The organism is Nostoc sp. FACHB-110 (assembly GCF_014697425.1).
In the GTDB taxonomy this organism is placed as follows: domain Bacteria; phylum Cyanobacteriota; class Cyanobacteriia; order Cyanobacteriales; family Nostocaceae; genus Nostoc_B.
In genome coordinates this window covers 79,411-99,976 of the sequence record NZ_JACJRU010000011.1, presented here as the reverse complement: position 1 = coordinate 99,976, position 20,566 = coordinate 79,411, and the positions used below count along the sequence as shown (strand labels likewise).

The 20,566-nt window shown below is 39.9% G+C and carries 16 protein-coding genes and 1 pseudogene; 11 read left to right on the top strand and 6 right to left on the bottom strand.

Annotated elements, in window-relative coordinates; translation table 11 throughout:
- Nucleotides 1-45 precede the first annotated feature (45 nt).
- The 7 genes from H6G69_RS13185 (at nucleotide 46) to hpsP (ending at nucleotide 12,025) form a co-directional block, all read left to right on the top strand.
- Entirely contained in the window at nucleotides 46-3,051 is a 3,006-nt protein-coding gene (locus tag H6G69_RS13185; RefSeq protein WP_190687212.1) for a DUF1574 family protein, read from the top strand.
- A gap of 89 nt (nucleotides 3,052-3,140) precedes the next feature.
- Entirely contained in the window at nucleotides 3,141-4,640 is a 1,500-nt protein-coding gene (locus H6G69_RS13180) for an MBOAT family protein (protein ID WP_190687209.1), read from the top strand.
- A gap of 649 nt (nucleotides 4,641-5,289) precedes the next feature.
- Nucleotides 5,290-6,372, top strand: coding sequence for a photosystem II q(b) protein (psbA, locus tag H6G69_RS13175; protein WP_190687206.1), 1,083 nt, complete (start codon nucleotides 5,290-5,292; stop codon nucleotides 6,370-6,372).
- A gap of 394 nt (nucleotides 6,373-6,766) precedes the next feature.
- Complete coding sequence (gene hpsL, locus H6G69_RS13170; RefSeq protein WP_190687203.1) at nucleotides 6,767-8,428, top strand: hormogonium polysaccharide biosynthesis protein HpsL; 1,662 nt, start codon at nucleotides 6,767-6,769, stop codon at nucleotides 8,426-8,428.
- A 195-nt stretch (nucleotides 8,429-8,623) separates the two neighbouring features.
- Nucleotides 8,624-9,604: a hormogonium polysaccharide biosynthesis glycosyltransferase HpsN gene (gene hpsN / locus H6G69_RS13165; protein WP_190687440.1), complete on the top strand. Its 981-nt coding sequence runs from the start codon at nucleotides 8,624-8,626 to the stop codon at nucleotides 9,602-9,604.
- Between the two features lie 67 nt (nucleotides 9,605-9,671).
- Nucleotides 9,672-10,847 carry a hormogonium polysaccharide biosynthesis glycosyltransferase HpsO gene (gene hpsO, locus H6G69_RS13160; RefSeq protein WP_190687201.1) on the top strand — a complete coding sequence of 392 codons (1,176 nt, stop codon included), beginning with the start codon at nucleotides 9,672-9,674 and terminating at the stop codon, nucleotides 10,845-10,847.
- A gap of 2 nt (nucleotides 10,848-10,849) precedes the next feature.
- Nucleotides 10,850-12,025 (top strand): hormogonium polysaccharide biosynthesis glycosyltransferase HpsP, encoded by a 1,176-nt coding sequence (hpsP, locus tag H6G69_RS13155; protein WP_190687198.1) that lies wholly within the window; start codon nucleotides 10,850-10,852, stop codon nucleotides 12,023-12,025.
- Here hpsP and H6G69_RS13150 read toward each other — a convergent pair.
- From H6G69_RS13150 to H6G69_RS13135, 4 genes are all read right to left on the bottom strand, one after another.
- The gene (locus H6G69_RS13150; RefSeq protein WP_190687195.1) at nucleotides 12,022-12,372 is read right to left on the bottom strand and encodes a hypothetical protein; all 351 of its coding nucleotides are present in this window, start codon (nucleotides 12,370-12,372) and stop codon (nucleotides 12,022-12,024) included. The two genes, hpsP and H6G69_RS13150, sit on opposite strands and share 4 nt — an antisense overlap.
- Before the next feature lie 104 nt (nucleotides 12,373-12,476).
- Nucleotides 12,477-13,556 carry an extracellular solute-binding protein gene (locus tag H6G69_RS13145; protein WP_242072055.1) on the bottom strand — a complete coding sequence of 360 codons (1,080 nt, stop codon included), beginning with the start codon at nucleotides 13,554-13,556 and terminating at the stop codon, nucleotides 12,477-12,479.
- 59 nt (nucleotides 13,557-13,615) lie between these two features.
- Nucleotides 13,616-14,338: a hypothetical protein gene (locus H6G69_RS13140; RefSeq protein WP_190687189.1), complete on the bottom strand. Its 723-nt coding sequence runs from the start codon at nucleotides 14,336-14,338 to the stop codon at nucleotides 13,616-13,618.
- An 8-nt stretch (nucleotides 14,339-14,346) separates the two neighbouring features.
- A complete protein-coding gene (locus H6G69_RS13135; RefSeq protein ID WP_190687185.1) occupies nucleotides 14,347-16,059 on the bottom strand; it encodes a VWA domain-containing protein in 1,713 nt (570 codons plus the stop codon).
- Between the two features lie 292 nt (nucleotides 16,060-16,351).
- Here H6G69_RS13135 and H6G69_RS13130 point away from each other — a divergent pair, with 292 nt between their 5' ends.
- From H6G69_RS13130 to H6G69_RS13115, 4 genes and pseudogenes are all read left to right on the top strand, one after another.
- Complete coding sequence (locus H6G69_RS13130) at nucleotides 16,352-16,990, top strand: peroxiredoxin (RefSeq protein WP_190687182.1); 639 nt, start codon at nucleotides 16,352-16,354, stop codon at nucleotides 16,988-16,990.
- 156 nt (nucleotides 16,991-17,146) lie between these two features.
- Nucleotides 17,147-17,731 carry a Uma2 family endonuclease gene (locus H6G69_RS13125; RefSeq protein ID WP_190687437.1) on the top strand — a complete coding sequence of 195 codons (585 nt, stop codon included), beginning with the start codon at nucleotides 17,147-17,149 and terminating at the stop codon, nucleotides 17,729-17,731.
- An 18-nt stretch (nucleotides 17,732-17,749) separates the two neighbouring features.
- On the top strand, nucleotides 17,750-18,334 hold the full coding sequence (locus H6G69_RS13120) for a Uma2 family endonuclease (RefSeq protein ID WP_190687180.1): 585 nt from the start codon (nucleotides 17,750-17,752) through the stop codon (nucleotides 18,332-18,334).
- Nucleotides 18,335-18,374: 40 nt separating this feature from the next.
- Nucleotides 18,375-18,509 (top strand): annotated as a pseudogene (locus H6G69_RS13115) (IS982 family transposase); the annotation flags it as partial.
- Nucleotides 18,510-18,612: 103 nt separating this feature from the next.
- On the opposite strand, the gene H6G69_RS13110 reads toward H6G69_RS13115, so the two are convergent.
- A complete protein-coding gene (locus H6G69_RS13110) occupies nucleotides 18,613-19,560 on the bottom strand; it encodes a D-2-hydroxyacid dehydrogenase (RefSeq protein ID WP_190687175.1) in 948 nt (315 codons plus the stop codon).
- A gap of 158 nt (nucleotides 19,561-19,718) precedes the next feature.
- Nucleotides 19,719-20,492 (bottom strand): ATP-binding cassette domain-containing protein, encoded by a 774-nt coding sequence (locus tag H6G69_RS13105; protein WP_190687172.1) that lies wholly within the window; start codon nucleotides 20,490-20,492, stop codon nucleotides 19,719-19,721.
- Nucleotides 20,493-20,566 lie beyond the last annotated feature (74 nt).

Sequence of the window (20,566 nt, the reverse complement as noted above, 5' to 3'; positions counted from 1 at the left end):
CAGGCAATACCCCCAAATACTCGCTTCCTGTAAAGTTAACTGCCCATGAAAACAGTATTACCAGATAGCCAGCAAACCTTAGTGCAATGGGTAAGCCAAGCAACAGGGATTAACACTTTAGGGGTGAAAGTCCGGTTGCGGGGAAATGACTTACACATCCTTTGTGAAGCAACCGAGTGTCCTTCACGCTGGCGCACTCTCTCTGATTTACTTCACGCACTACAGCAAACAGATTTAGATGTCTTAACAAGTCAAGAACAACCCTCAATATACCAAGTATTGGTCTATGGGCGGAAAAAGGGCGATAATCGTCCTCAATGGTGTCACCGTGTACATCTCAATCAATTAGATAAACATTTAGAACAGGTAGAGCAAGCTTTAAAAGACGCGGAAGCCGCCAAGCCAGGCGGAGCGTTAATTATATCTAATGAAAGTTTAGCGCGTCGTGGTGATGTGCAAGCGATCGCTCATTATTTGAGTGAAACGCTTAGTTCTTTGGGCGTAGCCGTACAAGTTAAAGTTAAGCCGTACCAACCCCAAGGCAAAAATCAAGTTTCATCCAATCGGTTGTGGATTGTTTGTCAATCTGCCTATAGTCCTGACCCTTCACTGCTAGCTGAACCAATAGCGCAGAAACTCAGACATTTAAAACTTCCTGGCTATCAAGATGCTATCATTGCTTCCCAGGTAAGTGGGGAAACTAGCTATGATTGGCTACTGCGGATAGATTTAACGCCCCCCGAAGTAATGCTCAAAGAATGGGCGCGGTGGGGGGATGTGCAAGCGATCGCCAGACTGCTAACCGATGTATTGTTAGAGTTTAAAGTCACTGTCCAAGCATCGCTCAAAGAATCAACTTTACATATTTTTTGCTCTCCAGCTTTTGACCCTTTAGAAGATGCAGCCGCACCAGATAAAACCCAATGTCTAGAAATTATCGCATCACACCTAGAAGCGATCGCGCCGCAAGGGATTCTTGGTGCTACGATTTACGGGCAAAGAACTGCTCAAAAGCAACCAGCGTGGATTGATTGGCTATCTTTACCCGCAGCCCAACATCCAGCCCTGGCGACTTCCGCCTTAGAGTTAGCCATAGAAGGTGATGAACCAGCCATTCATTTCTTACTAGAACGCTTACTCAATACTGATTTAGAATGGCGGCTGAAAACCGGAGGAATTCGCGTCATCTTGTTACATAAAGGTGACTTACTGCACATTATGTGTGATGCACCAGTTTGCCCTGCGCGCAAGCAAGTGGCGACCAAAGTCACCCAATTTATGCGGCAATTAAAATTATCTGGTGTCGCCGGCATCCGTGTTTATGGTCGTCGTGCTGGTAACAAAGAACCAGCTTGGCATCATGGTGTAGATTTTGTCCAACGCCAGCGTTTAGTTCCCGAAGCTACCCCAGAGTTTGCGGCGACTTCGCAATATGTGGGCGAACTGTTAGTTAAAGATGACCAAGAACCCATTTTCCGGGCTGATTTGACTTCTGAGGAAGTGCAGAATTTTGTCGCAGAAGTAGCGCGAGATTGGGTTGCTAGTGCTACGACTACAGTTAAAAATGTACTTTTAGGCACACAGATATTTACAGAAACAGGTCAGTCAACTTCCGTCGAGCCAGACTTGCAAGGCGGTTTAAAAGTAGCTTTAGTTTGGGGAACATTGGGGCTATTGCTCACTTTGCAAACTGATTGGATACTCGGGCAAATTGTGTCACGGACTCTACCCAGTGCAACCCAGGTAGTTAGTGTAAAGCCTACACCTGATGAACCAGCACCTGTAACTAGAGAAGTCAAACAAACTCAGAGAACTGAATTATTAAACAGTGCCTCTGGAGAAAAATTAGCCCACCAGAAAAATTCGATTTTTAATGCTTCTGGGTTTATTGATAGTGGTGATGAACCAAAAACTTTAACAGCTGCACCATTAAAGCAAAAAGCCACAGCCGCCGCAATTTTATTAGCAGCGCGATCGCAAATGCCGAGTTTCAATGCTAGACAATTAGACGAACAATTAGCTTTATATAAACAGCGCTTAAATACTCAAGGACATCCACCAGATGTATTAATTATTGGCTCTTCTAGAGCTTTGCGCGGTGTAGATCCAGCCGAATTATCAAAGGCTCTAGCAAAACAAGGTTATCCCAATATTGATGTATTTAACTTTGGGATTAATGGAGCCACATCACAAGTAGTAGATTTTATTATTCGCCAACTACTTGAGCCTTCAGAACTACCAAAATTGATTCTTTGGGCTGATGGTTCTCGTGCTTTTAATAGTGGACGCGAAGACATAACTTTTAATGCGATCGCCGCCTCTCCTGGCTACAAAAAAGTTATGGAAAATGTACAAACTGCTGCCCTTGAACAAGAATCTGCTAAAACACAAAAGCAGCCAAAAATAGAAAAACAATCAGAAGAACTTAATACTTATCAAACTATCAATAATGGTCTAAATAATTTTCTGGCTATCTTTTCCAGTAGTTACCCCAATCGTAACCACATCAAAACTTTACTCCACAAACAATTAGATAATTTACCATTCGTGAGTAATGCAGCTAAAGATGAAAAAACATCTGAAACTACCTCAGATAATTTAGAAGAAGAAACAGCACTCCAAGCAGTTGACTTTGATGGATTCTTGCCTTTATCTATCAGGTTTAATCCAGCTAGATATTATCAAAAACATCCGCGAGTTACAGGCAACTATGACAACGACTACAAAGATTTTAATATCGAAGGCAAGCAAGATTTAGCTTTTCAAGAAGTTTTACGGTTTACCCAATCGCGGCAAATTCCCTTGGTATTTATTAATATGCCTCTAACTGGAGAATATTTAGATCCAGTCCGCAAAAAATCCGAGCAAGAATTTCAACAATATATGCTTAGGTTAGCCACTAATCCTAACTTTATTTATCGAGATTTTAGCCAAATTTGGACTAGAACCAATGACTATTTTTCCGACCCGAGCCATCTTAACCGCTTTGGTGCATACGAAGTTTCTCGAAAACTAGCGATTGATCCGATGATTTCTTGGCCAACTAAATAAGTGCTAATTGCTGAATGTTTTAGGAGTAAAATAACCTAGTTAGACTAGCAATAATAAATAATCAATTACTATTGACCAATAACTAAAGTATGAGCTTTATATCAATTACTTACGCAATATTTTTACTGAGTATATTAGGATTTTACTGGGCAATAGCCGAGCAGAAATGGCGTTTATGGAATTTACTTATTGCCAGTTGTGCTTTTTATGCTTCTTGGAGTATTCAATATATACCTTTATTATTAGCACTGACTTTTATTAACTTTCGTTTAGGTAGAGAAATTGGCAAAAATACTTCTCCTGGCGAGCATAATATTGATTGGCGAATTTCTAATGAAGAGTGGCAATATGCTCAAGCCGATTGGAATAGTCGCCGCTTAAAATTGTTGTGCATTGGTATTCTCATCAATGTAGTCTTACTATTAGGGTTTAAGTATTTTGCCGTCATATTTAATTCTCTTTTTCCTGTAGAAACAAATTCTTCAGAAACAGCTTTTAAATTAATTGCACCTTTAGGGATTTCTTTTTTTACATTTGAGTGTATTGCTTATTTAATAGATGTCTATCGTGGCGCACCAGCAACTAATAACTTTCTCAGGTTTGCTACTTATAAACTTTTCTTTGCTAAATTGATTTCTGGGCCAATTACGCGCTACCACAATTTTGCAACTCAACTCAACAACCTAGAATTTCCCACAGCCGAGAGAGTCACAGAGGCTTTGTGGTTAATTGCTAGAGGTGCTGTAAAAAAAGGGCTTTTGGCTGATAATTTAGGTATTTTTGTTGATTTATGCTTTGGTAATTTGCAACGTGCAGGTAGCGGCGACCTTTGGTTAGCAACTTTTGCCTATGGTTTGCAATTATATTTAGATTTTAACGGCTATGTAGATATTGCCCGGGGTACAGCTTTGCTCTTTGGGTTGGTTTTACCAGAGAATTTTGACTTTCCTTATTTTAGTACCAGCATTGCAGATTTCTGGCGACGTTGGCACATGACTTTGGGTGATTGGTTACGTAATTACGTTTACTTTCCTTTGGGCGGTTCTCGTCGTGGTTTGATGCGTACCTGCTGGAATTTATTTATTGTGATGGTGATTGCAGGTATTTGGCACGGTTCTGCTTGGGGCTTTTTTATTTGGGGTATTCTGCACGGTATTGCTTTAGCAGTTCATCGCCTGGTAGATGATTTAAGCGATCGCCATGAACAACTCGCTCACTTCTGGCAAAATCCTATTGGAATAGTTGTAGCTTGGCTAATAACTCAGTTCATGGTTTTTACTTCTTGGATTTGGTTTCGCTTACCTAATCTCCAAGACTCTTCTTTAGTCATTCAACGCCTTTGGGGACATAATGCTGATGCTCAATTTGCACAAAAAGTATACGTAGAAGCTCTAACTATTAGTCCCTACCAGTTAACTTGGATATTGTCGATTTTAGCAGCTTTCATGGCTCTGGTTTACGCTGTAAACGGTAGATTAAAACTAGAGTTAAACTGGCCAATTAAGCTTGTATTCGTGCCATTATGCTTCTACATTGTTTGGTTATTAGCTCCCGAAGGTGGCTTACCTTACATATACTTTGATTTTTAAAACTTGCCTATGTAGCCGCGATTTCTAATCGCCAAGACAAGTAATAAATTAGACTTTTAAAACAACCTTTTAGTGTATGTCCTCACAACCTTGGCGATAGCTATCTTTGAAAACCTTGATCAATTATGTAGGACTTACGCATCAAAACGAAAAATCAAGGGTTTTGGCAAGGGTGTAGGGGTTCAGGGGTTTACTGATTCAAAATCCTTACACCCCATACCCTTTCACCCTGACACCCAATCTTCACAGATAATCTTTGTGCGTAAGTCCTGTTATGGATTTATGATGCTTACCAGATATTTTTATGAGAAGTATTTACATACTTTTATGAACAAAAATCAACTTATGTAAATATCAGATAAATTACAAATTAATTGCTGATGAAAAATTTTTGTTCAGAATAAAAACAATCTTATTCATTTAAAATTTGATGTTAAACAATAAAAGCATTATTAATCAAGGCTTTAGCTATCTTATACCTCTAGAGATACCAAACAAAAGTTTATATTTGAGTGAGTTAATTCCCAAAAATTGTTACAGAATATTAAGTAAAACATTGCAATAAAGTAAATTCATGTAGACTTATGAAAAGCAGGCAACAAAAAATTTGTCTGTCTAATATTTAACGAAACATTGCACTCATAAAACAATGACCACAACCTTACAACAGCGCAGCAGCGCAAACGTATGGGAGCGGTTCTGCAACTGGATCACCAGCACTGAAAACCGGATTTATGTCGGTTGGTTCGGTGTATTGATGATTCCTACCTTGCTAGCTGCAACCACCTGCTTCGTAATCGCATTCATCGCTGCACCTCCAGTAGACATCGATGGTATCCGTGAACCTGTAGCAGGTTCCTTAATCTACGGCAACAACATCATCTCTGGTGCAGTTGTGCCTTCTTCCAACGCTATCGGTTTGCACTTCTACCCCATCTGGGAAGCTGCTTCCTTAGATGAGTGGTTGTACAACGGTGGCCCATACCAGTTGGTAATTTTCCACTTCTTGATCGGCTGTGCTTGCTACATGGGTCGTCAGTGGGAATTGTCTTACCGCTTGGGTATGCGTCCTTGGATCTGCGTAGCTTACTCTGCGCCTTTGGCATCTGCTACCGCAGTATTCTTGATCTACCCCATCGGTCAAGGTTCCTTCTCTGATGGTATGCCTTTGGGTATCTCCGGAACATTCAACTTCATGATCGTGTTCCAAGCAGAACACAACATTCTAATGCACCCCTTCCACATGTTAGGTGTGGCTGGTGTATTCGGCGGTTCCTTGTTCTCCGCAATGCACGGTTCTTTGGTAACTTCCTCCTTGGTTCGTGAAACAACCGAAACCGAATCTCAAAACTACGGTTACAAGTTCGGTCAAGAAGAAGAAACCTACAACATCGTAGCAGCACACGGTTACTTCGGTCGCTTGATTTTCCAATACGCTTCTTTCAACAACAGCCGTTCCTTGCACTTCTTCTTGGCTGCTTGGCCAGTAGTAGGCATCTGGTTCACCGCGTTGGGCATCAGCACAATGGCGTTCAACTTGAACGGTTTCAACTTCAACCAATCAGTGATTGATTCTCAAGGTCGCGTCATCAACACCTGGGCTGACATCATCAACCGCGCTAACTTGGGTATGGAAGTAATGCACGAGCGTAACGCTCACAACTTCCCCTTAGACTTAGCTGCTGGTGAAGTTGCTCCTGTTGCAATCAGCGCACCTGCTATCAACGGCTAATTCTTGAAGTTTAGCTAAATAAAAAAGCGTCTCCTGAAAGGGGGCGCTTTTTTATTGGTCTGATTTCCATTCCAGTGTTAATTCGGGGGTTGATACCTATTGCAGATGTTATCGTCTGGGTATCCGCTTGATTGAAATTTTAAATTATGGAGACTTGTACAGTTCCAGGGTGCAAGCAGTTAGTTTCAAAACCAGGTTATAAGTTGTGCTACGAACATTGGAAAGCCAATAATTCAAAAATCAGCCACACAATTAATTCTCAACCCGTATCTGTTGCTGCTTGCACTGCATCGGTTTCAACTACAAAATTTCCAGCATTATTCAGAGAAAAAATTTACGTATGTTATTATCGGGTGTTAACTTGTGGGATTAAGCAGATAGGCTAAGGGCTGCTATGCCAACAATAAAATCAAAAAAATCACAAAAATCTAAAAACTCAAATCAGCAGCCTCAACAGGAAGCTCCTAAACTTAGTCTTCAAGAAAGATTAGCTGAAAAACGTAAAGCAACTAAAGCCCGCAAAGAATTCATGGACTTGCTTGGTAAAACCCTTGGTATCAGTCTATTTGTGGGCTTTTTGATTTTTTTAGCGGCTGGAATCAAGGCAGCATTGCCAGCTGTTTTGGGAATTCTGGTGATGTCTTTTTCTTATAAATACCCTCGTCAGGCTTTAATTGGCTTTCTCATATATGTCCCTTTTGGCGGAACCATTACCTATTACATTGGCAATAGTCCGATTTTGCAATTGGCTAAAGATTCATTTTACGTCCCAGCCGCGATCGCTCTTTGGCAAATTTGTCGCAAACAGTCACTACCTTTCATTATCCCCAAGCAAATTAAAATTCCATTGTTTATTTTATTGGGTTCTTGTTTCCTCACTCTCGTATTTGTCAATGGTGGACAACAACTCAACCCTCCGCCAGTTGGACTATTAGAAACACAAGCCAAAGAATTTCCCATAGGCTTAGGAATTCTCGGTCTCAAAGTCCTTTTAGGTTACTTACCTTTAATTACTTGTATTTACTACCTAATTCGCACTAAGCGAGATTTTTTATTATTATCGCGTCTACAAATTACTCTAATTATTATCTGTTGTGTCTTAGGATTAATCCAATACTTATTCTTACTAACTGGAATTTGTGAAGGAACTAAAAATTTAGAAGGTTCTGCCTTATTTAAAGCCACACTTGAGGCTAGATGTTATTTTGGTGGTTCCCTAGTCTACAGTCCCAGTCAAGGAATAATTCGCCTACCAGGAACATTTGTTGCACCTTGGCAATGGGCATGGTTTTTAATTTCTAGTACTTTTTTTGCCTTTGCTACAGGCTTTTCTGACCCATCAATTTTGTGGCGGCTCACAAGTTTAGGTTCTATGGCTTTAATCTTTGTCAATGCGGTAATTTCTGGACAAAGAATCGCTTTAGGCTTAGTACCCACTTGTTTTGTTATGTTACTATTGCTGACTGGTCAAATTGTTAACCTGAAACGGTTTATCCCCATAGGAGTAGGGTTAGTGATGATTTTGGGAATTGCCGTTGTGACTAACCCTGTGGTTGTCCAAGAGCGAATTGATAGTTTTGCAACTCGCTGGAATGCTTCACCACCTCAAGATTTTATCATTCAGCAATTTGAAGAAAACTTAAAAGACACAGATACCCCTCTAGGAAGCGGTTTAGGTCGAGCGACTAACTCTGCTCGTGCATTAGGTAAAACCAAGCTAGTGGAGACTTACTACCCCAAATTGATATATGAGATTGGGATTTTTGGCGTATTGGGTTTTCTCGCTGTAGTTACTACCCTGACATTTACGGCGTTCACAACTTATCGCTCGATAAAAAACCGTAATCTCCGCAGTTACGCAGCATCGATGTGGGTGTTTATATTGTTTATTAGTTACAACACCTATTACTATCCTTTAGATGTAGATCCTGTAGCTGTATATTACTGGTTTTGTGCAGGCATACTATTCAAATTGCCAGTAATAGATAAACAAGAGAAGGAAGATGCTAACCCTGAAAAAGCAAAAAATAAGAAAGGTTTAAAAATTAAGTTTTAATTCATTACATTTCTAGCAAAAGCGATAAACATCATATAGGAATCCGGTTTGATTATTGAAATTATCTGCGTAGTCTGAGAGTGGGGAGTAGAAAAGAGTGAGTTTGGGGGTACGGATTTTTTTCAAAAATCAAATATGAGTCCTATATTAGGCGATTTTACTAGCAAAACACCAATTTATTTGACAATCAAAAACATGAATGATTTGCCTTTAATTTCCGTAATCATACCAACTTACGGACGAGATGAACCACTACGCGATAGTATCGTTGATATTCTTAATCAGGACTATCCAAATTTTGAAGTTTTGGTAGTAGACCAATCTCCAAAGCACCAACCAGAAGTTCAAGCTTATTTAGAAGAGGTAGCTGCAAAGGGGAAAATTAAATTGTTTCGCCTCAATTGGGCGAGTTTACCAGGCGCGCGAAACTATGGTGTGCGTCGCTCATCTGGGGAAATAATTTTATTTATTGATGATGATGTAAAATTAACGCCTGGCTTTTTAATGGCTCATGCGAAAAATTATGTGCAGAATCCAGAGGTGGGAGCTGTAGCCGGACGAGTATTTGACAGAATGAAATTGGGTGATTCTGGCGGAAAATTAGAAATTGAATATCTCCCTCCCCAAGCAATGGATCCTGGCATTGCTTGGTATCATATTGATTTGGTACATACGATTAAGCCCCAGCAGGTTTTAACAGCTAGGGGTTGCAATATGTCTTTTCGGCGCGAAATTTTCACAAAATACGGACTGAAGTTTGATGAGAGATTTCGCGGGAGTGCAGTCCGGGAAGAATCGGATTTTTGCTTGCGACTGCGACAGACTGGATACAAAATTTGGTATGACCCAGCAGCTGATTTAGTGCATTTGGGTGAAGAGACTGGGGGTTGTCATGATATTAGTATGCGATCGCTCAAATATCAACTCACTTTCTATCACAACCACTTCTTATTAGGGCTGAAAAATTTAACCTTGACTCAAGCCTTACGTTTATACGCCCGTTTATTTGATTGTCATGTTCTCGGAAGACCACCTTGTCATAAAAGTGGTTCACCTATCAAAATTCTCACTCGCGCTGTTTTTTACACTTTGGGTTTCCTGAAGGCTTTAGGTACTGTCATTCAGTCAGTGTGGAATGATGGACAAATCTATAGCCATTTGGATGAACAAGTTTAGATTTTATCACCGCAGATAAATGATATTTATCTGCGGTTAAATTTATCAATCTATCTTAAAATTTACTATGAGAATTTTAGTTGCTAGTCATACATATATAGTAGACCTGAATTGTGAAAAACTACGTGCTTTAGCTCAGTTAGCACCAGATATTGAGGTTACGGTTGTTGTGCCTAAAATCTGGAAGCCCGGTGGTGTACAGAATAAGACGATTGAAAGTCAATATAAAGATGAAGGTAATTTTAAAATAGTGCCGATTTCTAATTTCAGTCAAAATCATCAAGGGCTATTGACATTTGGAACTGATTTAATATCTTTGATGCAGAAATTTCGTCCGCAAGTTATTCAAGTAGAACAAGCATCAAGAAGCTTGGCATATAGTCAGACGATTATTTTAAATAAATTGTTGGGATTAAAGGCAAAAAATATCTTCTTTACTTGGTGGAATTTACCCTACACATTAAAATTACCTGCGGCTTTATTAGAAAAATTTAATCTCAATAATAGCCACGGGATTATTTCTGGGAATCAAGATGGAGCAGAAGTTTTACGGCAACGAGGGTATCAGGGCGCAATTAAAGTTATGCCCCAATTGGGCGTTGATGAAACTCTTTTTTCTCCCAAAAAACAACCAGAATTAGCTGCTAAGTTAGGCATTAAACCTGATGATTTTGTGGTGGGTTTTGTTGGAAGATTTGTTCCAGAAAAAGGTTTATTGACTTTATTGCAGGCTTTAGTAACTTTAAAAAATGAATCTTGGAAATTAATGCTTTTAGGAAGAGGCGAACTGCGAGATGAAATCCTGAAAATAGCCACAGATAATCAAATCCAAGACAGATTAATTATGGTAGAAAGTGTTCCTCATCACGAAGTTACTAATTATATTAATTTAATGAGTAGCTTGGTGCTACCTTCCGAAACTACTTATAAATTTAAAACTTTAACTGCTGCTGGTTGGAAAGAACAATTTGGTCATGTATTAATTGAAGCTATGGCTTGTCAAGTGCCTGTGATTGGTTCTGATTCTGGGGAAATACCTCATGTGATTGGTGAGAGTGGATTAATATTTCCCGAAGGAAATGTTCAACTACTTGCTGAGTGCATCAAAAAATTGCTCAAGCAACCAGAATTACACCAAAATTTAGCTGTAAATGGCTATCAAAAAGCAATGGCAAAATACACTAATAAGGCACTTGCTAAAGAGCAGTATGAGTTTTATCAAGAATTATTTCAGAGTAAATAGGCATGAAAATTTTACAAATTGTTCCGTCTATTTCGTTAATTTATGGTGGCCCTAGCCAAATGGTTTTAGGGTTAGCGCCGGCTTTAGCAAAAGAAGGTGTAAAAGTTACGATTCTGACCACAGATAGTAATGGTGATACTGGTCAACAACCTTTAGATGTACCTTTAAATCGCCCAATTCAACAAGATGGTTATGAAATAATTTACTTTCGTTGTGCGCCATTTCGTCGCTATAAATTTTCGCTGGATTTACTTAATTGGCTAAAAATTCATGCTAAGGAGTTTGATTTAGCCCATATTCATGCTTTGTTTTCGCCTATTAGTAGTGCAGCCGCGATGGTATGTCGTGACAAAAAATTACCTTATATTTTGCGTCCTTTAGGTACTCTTGACCCGGCTGATTTACAAAAGAAAAAACAATTAAAAAAGCTGTATGTCGAGTTGATTGAACGCCAAAATTTAGCAGGTGCAGCCGCAATTCATTTTACTAGTGAACAAGAAGCAAAAATATCAGCCAGATTTGGAGTCAAGACAAAAGATTTAGTAATTCCTTTGGGTGTAAAACCGACGCAAAGAATTCAATCAAGTCCAGTACGCAGTCAGTTAGGTATATCGGAAGATGTGCCTTTGGTGTTGTTTATGTCGCGTATTGACCCGAAGAAAGGTTTGAATTTGTTGATTCCAGCTTTAGAAAAGCTGTTGGCGGATAATTACAAGTTTCATTTTGTTTTAGCTGGGACAAATCCTCAAGACCCAGACTATGAAAATAAAATCAAATTTCAAATCGAAAATTCACCATTGCGATCGCATACTACCATTACAGGCTTTGTAAGTGGTGAATTGAAAGCTAATTTACTGCAAGCGGCTGATTTATTTGTTTTACCTTCTTATTACGAAAACTTTGGTATTGCGGTGGCTGAGGCTATGGTTGCGGGGATACCTGTAGTGATTTCTGACCAGGTGCATATTTGGCAGCAAGTAAGCGATAGTCAGTCGGGATGGGTGGGTCAAACAGAGGTATCTTCGTTGTTGGAGTTATTGCAACAAGCCTTGCAAAATCCCCAAGAACGCCAACGCCGGGGAGAAAATGCTCAAAAATATGCCTTAGACAATTTTAGCTGGGATGCGATCGCCCGGCAAATGATTCAAGCTTATAATCAATTGACTGTGAAAATTTAGTCATGCAATGTTTGACGTTCTGTTTTCGTCACTTTTCCTTGTACATCAAAGCGTATTATAAAATCAAACCACGCAAAATCTCCAAAGGGTGCTGCACCGTCTTCACCATAATGCCAAGAACCGCCATCATCTGATGAATAAGTCGGTTCTGGTAATATTTGCGATACTTCAGATTTGCTCATTCCTGGTTTGATACTGTCGAACTTTTGCGGTGTAAAACCTGGTGGTAATTTAGTATCAATTAAAGGATTGAAGATAAACACGCTTTCTGTGAAACAGAGTAATTGTATCCCTACAGGTAAAACGAATATTACGAAAAATAATATCAATCCTTTGATTAATTGCATTTTTTAACTCTCAAGAAACACAGAGGTATAAGGGAAGAAAAAAGTGTTTCTTCTATATTTTGCTGGCGCATAGTTGCACTAGTTATCAGTTCACATACTGCAATTTAATTCGCCCTTTCCCATTGACGTTGAATTTCTGTAATTGTTTTGCTATCTGGTGGTGGAAGGATTTTCACACTTGGCTGAATTTCTACCCCAGGAATATTTTGATTCCACGGACTGTTAGGTACAGTCTTTAAATCAACATTACTATTCACCGGACGAAAACCGTATTTTATAAATACTGCTTGTTGTTCTGGTTGGGTGAGAAAGTCTAAAAACTGCTTGGCGGCTTTTGCTGTCCCTGCGTCTACGTCTCGTCGGACAATTGCGGCGGTGGCAGTAGTTTCAATGGATGGGTCTAAATAATAAACTTGGTAAGGTTTGCCTTTACTGGCGGCTGATTGTTGCCAACGATATAAAGCTATACTTTCATAAACAGTGGCAACATCAGCATCGTTAGGGCCTCTGACTATAAATTCTTGTAGGAGAATATCGGTAGAACGAGGTGGTTGATAAACTGATTTTTTGATTAAACTAAATAGCGTTTGTATAGATGAATTGTTGAAACTATCGGCGTTGATATTTCCGCCTAATTTTGATTGTGTCCACAATTCCAAAGTTAACTGACCACTATTAGACCGAGTGGGGTCTGTGGTGACAAAATCAAAACTACCCCAATTAGTAGAACCACCAACTTTTCCCCAGTTACTTGCTTGCATTGCTTGTTCTAGTTTTGACCATTGAAAGCGTCCATTAGGAAAGAGGACTTTACCTCGTTCTGGCCAAGCAATACCTACTAATAGAGTTTTTGCTAGTGGTTGGGGAGTATTGTAAAAGGGTTCGGTTTGGGTGGTGGTGCGGAGGCGATCGCTTAATTCTGCTAAAATTTCTCCATTGGCAGGAATTAAGATAGTCGCTTTAAAATCATTCTTCTGGTCAAGATAATTGTTAACAATTTCTTGAGAACCTTGAAATTTTAAATCTAATTTAATATGAGGATTTACTTGTTCAAATTTCGCTTCTAATTCTTGCAGTGGTTCTTGTAGTTCTGTACCACTAACAATAACTACAGTTTTATTAGAGCCAGGAAGCGGAATATAAGTCAAACCCAAAGCTGCAATAATAATTGCAGATGAAGTCATAACTTTTGCAGATTTTGATTTTGTTTTAGAAGCTTTTAATCCTGGTGGCATAATTTTAGTTATTTCTGGACTAATAAATCGAGATTGTCTACCAAGCTAGTAAGTTCATCGCTGAGTGATTGCATCTGCTGAATTTGTTGAGCATCACTTAAATCTGAGTTTCGCAATTTAGTTTGTAATTGTTGCAATATGCCAGTACAATCTTGAATTAATGTGGAAATATTGATAATTCTGGCTAACCTCGTATCTTCACCATCTTGGGCTAATTTAAGATTGCGTTTTAGGCTGGCAGCTAGTTGATTGAGATGTTCTTGGGCGACACCAGAACTTGCACTTAACTTTTTTTGGACTTCTGTTAGTTGCTGCTGTAAAGCACTGACTGAAAGTATGGAAATATTGCTGAATAAATTCCAGGCTAATGTGTCGATTTTATTAGGTAAAGTGGAAATGCGATCGCCATTTATTTGCAATGCTGTTAAAAGTTCTATTTGAAATGAATCATTGAGTATTTTTTGGGCTTCTAAACGCAAATTTTCTGATTGATTTACCAATCCTAAAGCAGAGAGTTTGACGGCGTTAACTTCTTTTTCTAATTCTGGATTTGCTAATTCAAAAACTTGGGGTTCACGAGATTTGAGCAAACTCGCGCTAATTAGAGTTATCCCCGAAGCAACTGGTAATATAACTAAGCTGGGCAATTGTAATAAACGCACTCCCAAAAATAGAGAAATTCCCCCAGCTAACACTGCCAATGGATAATAAAGAGGATTAACAATTTTCATAAACTAGTTTAAAATTCTACCTGTAAGTTTGACATTACCTGCAAAATTGTCTCAGGATTGCCTTGAGAATAATAACCTCCATTTAACTCGGCAATTTCTTTTAAAACATCAGGTTTAAATTCACCTTCTTTACCATAGCCAATCGTAAAAAAGCCAATTCTTTGGTCGGTTGCAAAACCACTTTTTTTCAATTCTTGCTCTAACTCATTCAAATTAATTTTTGACCCGGCATCTTCACCGTCAGTTAATATCAACACAGCGTTAATTGCATCTTTCCGCAGATTTTTTTGTAGCCAATTTCTCGCTTCTAAAGCTGCATCGTATAATTTTGTCCCACCTTCAGCTTGCAGTCCATTGATAAATTGCCAACCGCGATCGCGTCCTTGGGGTGTACCATCAACTAATACAGGCGGACGAATTAGCGAGTCAAAATCAATCAAAGCAATTTGTTCTTTCGGCCCCAAATTCTTAATATAGTTTTGTAAAGTATTTTGGACAGCAGGTAATTTATCACCCGACATAGAACCAGAAGAATCAACAACAACCACCACCAACGATGGTTTTTTTGCTGACTCTTGCCATGATTTCAGCATTGCATCGACAACTTCCGGCTTTGGTGGACGCAGTGAATCATATTTAGCTTGGGCTTCTACACCAAAGTCGGGAGTAAACTTAGCACCTAAAGCGACTCCTGGGGTTCCGGGACGTAAACCTAAATCAGTGGCAATTTTTTGAGTTTCAGGCGATCGCCAATAAGTGATAAACTTTTCTGCAGCTGCCTTTTCATCCGCGCTTACCCAAGGTGCATTCGGGATAATCGCCCGCATATTAGATGTAAAAGTAGCTTTGGGATAAACTGCCTCATAACGCTGTTGTCCTGTCGCTAAACTGGAATTAGCTACAATTACACTCGATTCGTAGACTGAACCAACAGAAGCCCAAAAAGGCCCATTCTTGACCATTGCTTGGGCGAGAGAATTAGTCGAAACCCCATAACGAGTAATTTTGCTTTGAATTTGCTGAATTTGCGGTTGAAATTTCTGCACATCCGCCACAGTGATTTCTTCAGGACGCTTACCCGACACGCTAGCGTATTGGGCTACCAGTGTTTGCAGCCCCGAATTAGAACGAGTTGGAGCAGAATGGACATAATGAACTGTCAAGGGTGGCGAAGCTGGGTCAATATCGCGGTGAGTTTTAGCCGTCACCAAAGCTTTATAAGGATCTGCAACTTTTCGCAAACCACTGGCGATGTCAGCTTGCGCCATAAATACCATTGGCGTATTAGTAATAAGTGGCGACTCTGTGATGTCTGGGATGTAATTTTTTCCGGGAAAAAGTTGATTCATGCGGTAAATTAACTGGCTGTGATATATATCTCCATCCAGAGAAATAATTGTCGGAAAATCTGCTGCGTCGGCTTGGACTGTTCCCTTTTGCAACTGTTCTGCTAAAGTAACCACTTTAGTTACTACATCACCGCTACCCAAAGATTCGCATTTCACTTGAAAAGCTGTACCGTTATCTAACTTTGGCTGGGTAGCATTAAAGTTTTTTGCCGCTTGGTTGCAAAAGTCACCCAAGGCACTACCAATCAGTAATTTAACTGTTAACCCTGTAAAATTATTATCGGCAGTTGAGTTAGTGTTACACCCCGTCATGAACACTAAAGCAGAGATTACTACAAGATGAGTGGCAAACCGCGACCTTTGACAAATCATGCACTTCTCCCAAAATGATTAGTAATCTAACAATCTCTGCAATCAATTGGTGAATCCTGATTTGATTGTGCGATCAAAAAGTTAATTTTCAGTTAACTGATGGAGTGTAAAAGACAAACATTATATCTGTATAATAATCAAGCCTCATCTAGTCACACGCATCTTTCCCTGCCTCTGTGCTAAAAAATTAAAATTTTGTTACAAATAGCTAAAAGTCGATAGGGAAACCGATGTTTTATGGGATGATGGCAAAGTAGACTACATCTGCCTCTTTATCTACAGGGAATCTCATATGGCTCTCCGTCTTGGTGATACAGTACCAAACTTTACACAAGCTTCTACACATGGCGACATAGATTTTTACGAATGGGCTGGTGATAGCTGGGTGGTGCTGTTTTCTCACCCTGCTGACTTCACACCTGTTTGTACAACTGAATTAGGTACAGTTGCGAAACTCAAGCCAGAATTTGACCAGCGCAACGTCAAAGCGATCGCTCTCAGTGTTGATGATGTAGAATCTCACAATGGTTGGGTAGGCGACATCGAAGAAACACAAAACACCACACTCAACTATCCTATTTTGGCAGACGCAGATCGTAAGGTTTCTGACCTTTACGATATGATTCACCCCAACGCTAACGCGGCTGTAACAGTGCGTTCAGTATTTGTAATTGATCCCAGCAAAAAACTGCGTCTCACCTTCACCTATCCCCCCAGCACCGGACGTAACTTTGATGAACTGTTGCGGGTAATTGATTCCTTGCAACTCACCGATAACTACAGCGTAGCCACCCCAGCAGACTGGAAAGATGGTGATAAGGTTGTTATTGTCCCCTCCCTCAAAGACCCCGAAGTATTGAAAGAAAAATTCCCCAAAGGTTATGAAGTAGTCAAACCCTATCTGCGGTTAACTCCTCAGCCTAACAAGTAATGAGTGCTGAGTGCTGAATTATGGCATTCAGCAATCAGTACTGGGTATGCTAAAGTCATTAAAATTTTGTATCAAGGCGCAAAGTTGCAAGTTTCTATTCTTGGCGACTTTGCGCTTTTGCATGAGAATAAAAATAAAGCCAGTCGCCCAAGCATTATGCTTTCAGATCCCTTATTACTTCAAATGCCAGCATCAATGCAAATGACAGATGCACAATTCTTTGATTTCTGTCAAGTCAATCGTGACTTACGCATTGAAATGAATCAATTTGGAGAAATTTCAGTTATGCCACCTACGGGTTCAGAGACAGGAAATCGTAACTTTAATTTAGCTTTACAGGTAGGAGTTTGGTCAGAACAAGATGGTACAGGTATTTGCTTTGACTCCAGTACAGGATTTACCTTATCCACAGGTGCAAAACGCTCTCCTGATGCTTCCTGGATGAAACTAGAACGGTGGAATGCTTTATCAGCAGAACAAAAACAAAGATTTGCACCCATTTGCCCAGATTTTGTAGTGGAATTGCGATCGCCTAGCGATAGCCTCCAACCCCTAAAAGATAAAATGACAGAATATATGCAAGAACCAGGGGTACAGTTAGGTTGGTTGATTGACCGCAAACATCGCCGAGTTTATATTTATCGTCCTAATCAACCAGAAGAATGTTTAGAAAATCCTGATACAGTCAGTGGTGAACCTGTACTGCCGGGATTTAGTTTAAAGATGAATAAAATCTGGTAAAACAATTGTCGAGGCATTATGCTCTCATCTCCATTAGTCATCCAAATGCCGCTTTCAATGCAAATGACAGACGAACAATTTTTCGAGTTCTGTCAGATAAATCGTGACTTACGCATTGAATGTAATCAATTTGGAGAAATTTCAGTTATGCCACCTACGGGTTCAGAGACAGGTAACAGAGAATTTAATATTGCTGTACAGCTAGGAGTTTGGTCAGAACAAGATGGTACAGGAATAGCGTTTAGTTCCAGTACAGGATTTACCTTATCCACGGGTGCAAAACGCTCTCCTGACGCTTCCTGGATGAAACTAGAACGGTGGAATGCTTTATCAGCAGAACAAAAACAAAGATTTGCACCCATTTGCCCAGATTTTGTAGTGGAATTGCGATCGCCTAGCGATAGCCTCCAACCCCTAAAAGATAAAATGACAGAATATATGCAAGAACCAGGGGTGCAGTTAGGTTGGTTAATTGACCGCAAACATTACCGAGTATATATATATCGTCCTGGTCAACTAGAAGAATGTTTAGAAAATCCTGATACAGTCAGTGGTGAACCTGTACTGCCGGGATTTAGTTTAAAGATGAATAAAATCTGGTAAAACAATTGTCGAGGCATTATGCTCTCATCTCCATTAGTCAAAAGTTCGAGCCAGAGATATGTGGCATCTCACCAGTCGCCTCAATCGCCAGATTTTAGCTCATACTGTCTGTTTTTGGCTTAATCGCCACAATTGTGACCCTCTTCAATTCGACGCACTTGTTACGGAATATTAAGTCGCACATCGCGTTAATTAGGGAATTGGGAATAGGAAAAGATGTCTTGTGTTTTGATTTCTTCCGTTCTCTCTTCCAAAAAATACTTCCCCATTCCCTAAATTCAATACCCCGCCTGCTTATCTACGACATTGCGTAGAGGCTGACCTGTTTGGTAACGGTTGAAGTTGTCGAGAAATAATTCGATGGAGCGCTGTTTGCCTCTGGGAGAATGACCGGAACAATGAGGGGTAATGAAAAGATTGGGGACTGACCACAAAGGGCTGTCTGATGGGAGAGGTTCTGTAACGACTGTATCTAAGGCAGCCCCAGCAATCCAACCTTCGGTGAGGGCTTTGATGATTGCTGGTTCATCAACTACAGCACCACGGGCAATATTAATTAAATAAGCATGAGGCGGGAGCGATCGCAATACGCTCTCGTCAATCAAACCTGTAGTTTCTGGGGTAAGTGGTGTAGCAACTACTACATAATCTACTTCTGGTAAAAGCGATCGCCATTCATCTGCACCCACAACTTGGTCAAAATTGGCTAGTGGTTGTGGATGGCGGCGAGTGCCAATAATTCTTATGCCAAAAGCTTTGGCGCGGGCAGCGATCGCTTGACCGATACCACCAGCACCAATAATTAATAAAGTAGCATCAGTTAATTCTTGGATTGGAAAACCTCTTTTCCACTGATGTTCAGCGTGTAAAGCTTGTAGTTGTGCTAAATTTTTAGCGTGGGAGAGTATATAAGTTAAAACAAATTCTGCGATGGGAATTGCATGAACTCCTGCCCCATTCGTCAGAATCAAATCACGTTCTAAATAAGTCGGAGTCAAAATATGATTTACCCCTGCATTCGGCGCATGATGCCAACGTAAAGCGGGTGCTGCTGCTAACACTTTATGCAAAATATGGTTTTTCAGAAAAAACCAACTTAAATAAACCTCTGCATCCGTCCCATCATAATCCAGATTACCTTCACTATCAACCAATACAACCTTAGTATCTGATGGCAAATGCGGTTCAATTTCGGCAGCAATTTCAATCGGCAAAATGATTTTCATAATTTAAGTTACCGAATTACAGGGTTATTATTATTTGTGCGGAAACTTGACTGTTATCAGAATATGTAAGTGTAGGGTTTGTTTGCATCTACACTATGACAACCCCTACACTCATTTTGCACACCCTTTACTTTCCCTATCACCACATCAATCCTGAATTAATAACTGCCTAACTGCAACAATTGTTTGTAAGCATAGCTACCTTCTCGATTCATTACCTGGTCAAGAATTGTTTCTCTGATGCTAACAAAAGCTTCATTACTTCTGTCTCTGGGGCGTGGTAGATTGACAGGTAAATCTAGAGCAATTCTGCCGTCGTCAATGACAATTACACGGTCAGCTAAGGCTACAGCTTCTTCCACATCATGAGTGACTAAAAAAGCGGTAAACTGCTGTTCTTGCCACAGTTTTTCAATCAATTTTTGCATATCAATTCGAGTCAGAGCATCTAACGCGCCTAGAGGCTCATCTAATAACAATAAGCGGGGTTGACTCACTAAGGCTCTGGCTAAAGATACCCTTTGTCTTTGTCCTCCAGAGAGTACAGATGGCCATTCGTCGCTTCTATCTTGTAATCCCACCTGTTCTAATGCCCACTGGGCTTTTTCCCGCCAATTGTTTTGTAATCCTAAGCCTACATTTTGAATGACGCGCTTCCATTCCAGCAAGCGGGGATCTTGGAACATCACTCTGACGGAACTACTCAGTTTTCGCAATGGTTCACCATCTAAAAGAATCCCACCAGCACTTGCTTTTTCTAAACCAGAGACAAGGCGTAATAAGGTACTTTTACCACAACCACTACGTCCAACAATCGCCACAAATTCTCCTGGTGATACTTCCAAATTGATGGAATTTAAAACAGTTTTTTTACCGAAAGCCTTCGTTAAATCTAAAATACTTAATTGTGTTCCTTGTGGATGAATACTCATAATAACTCCTTAGTACATAGTTAATTTTTGTTTGTGGGGTTTTCTGTCTATAGGAGTTGTAAAAAGTTTACTCC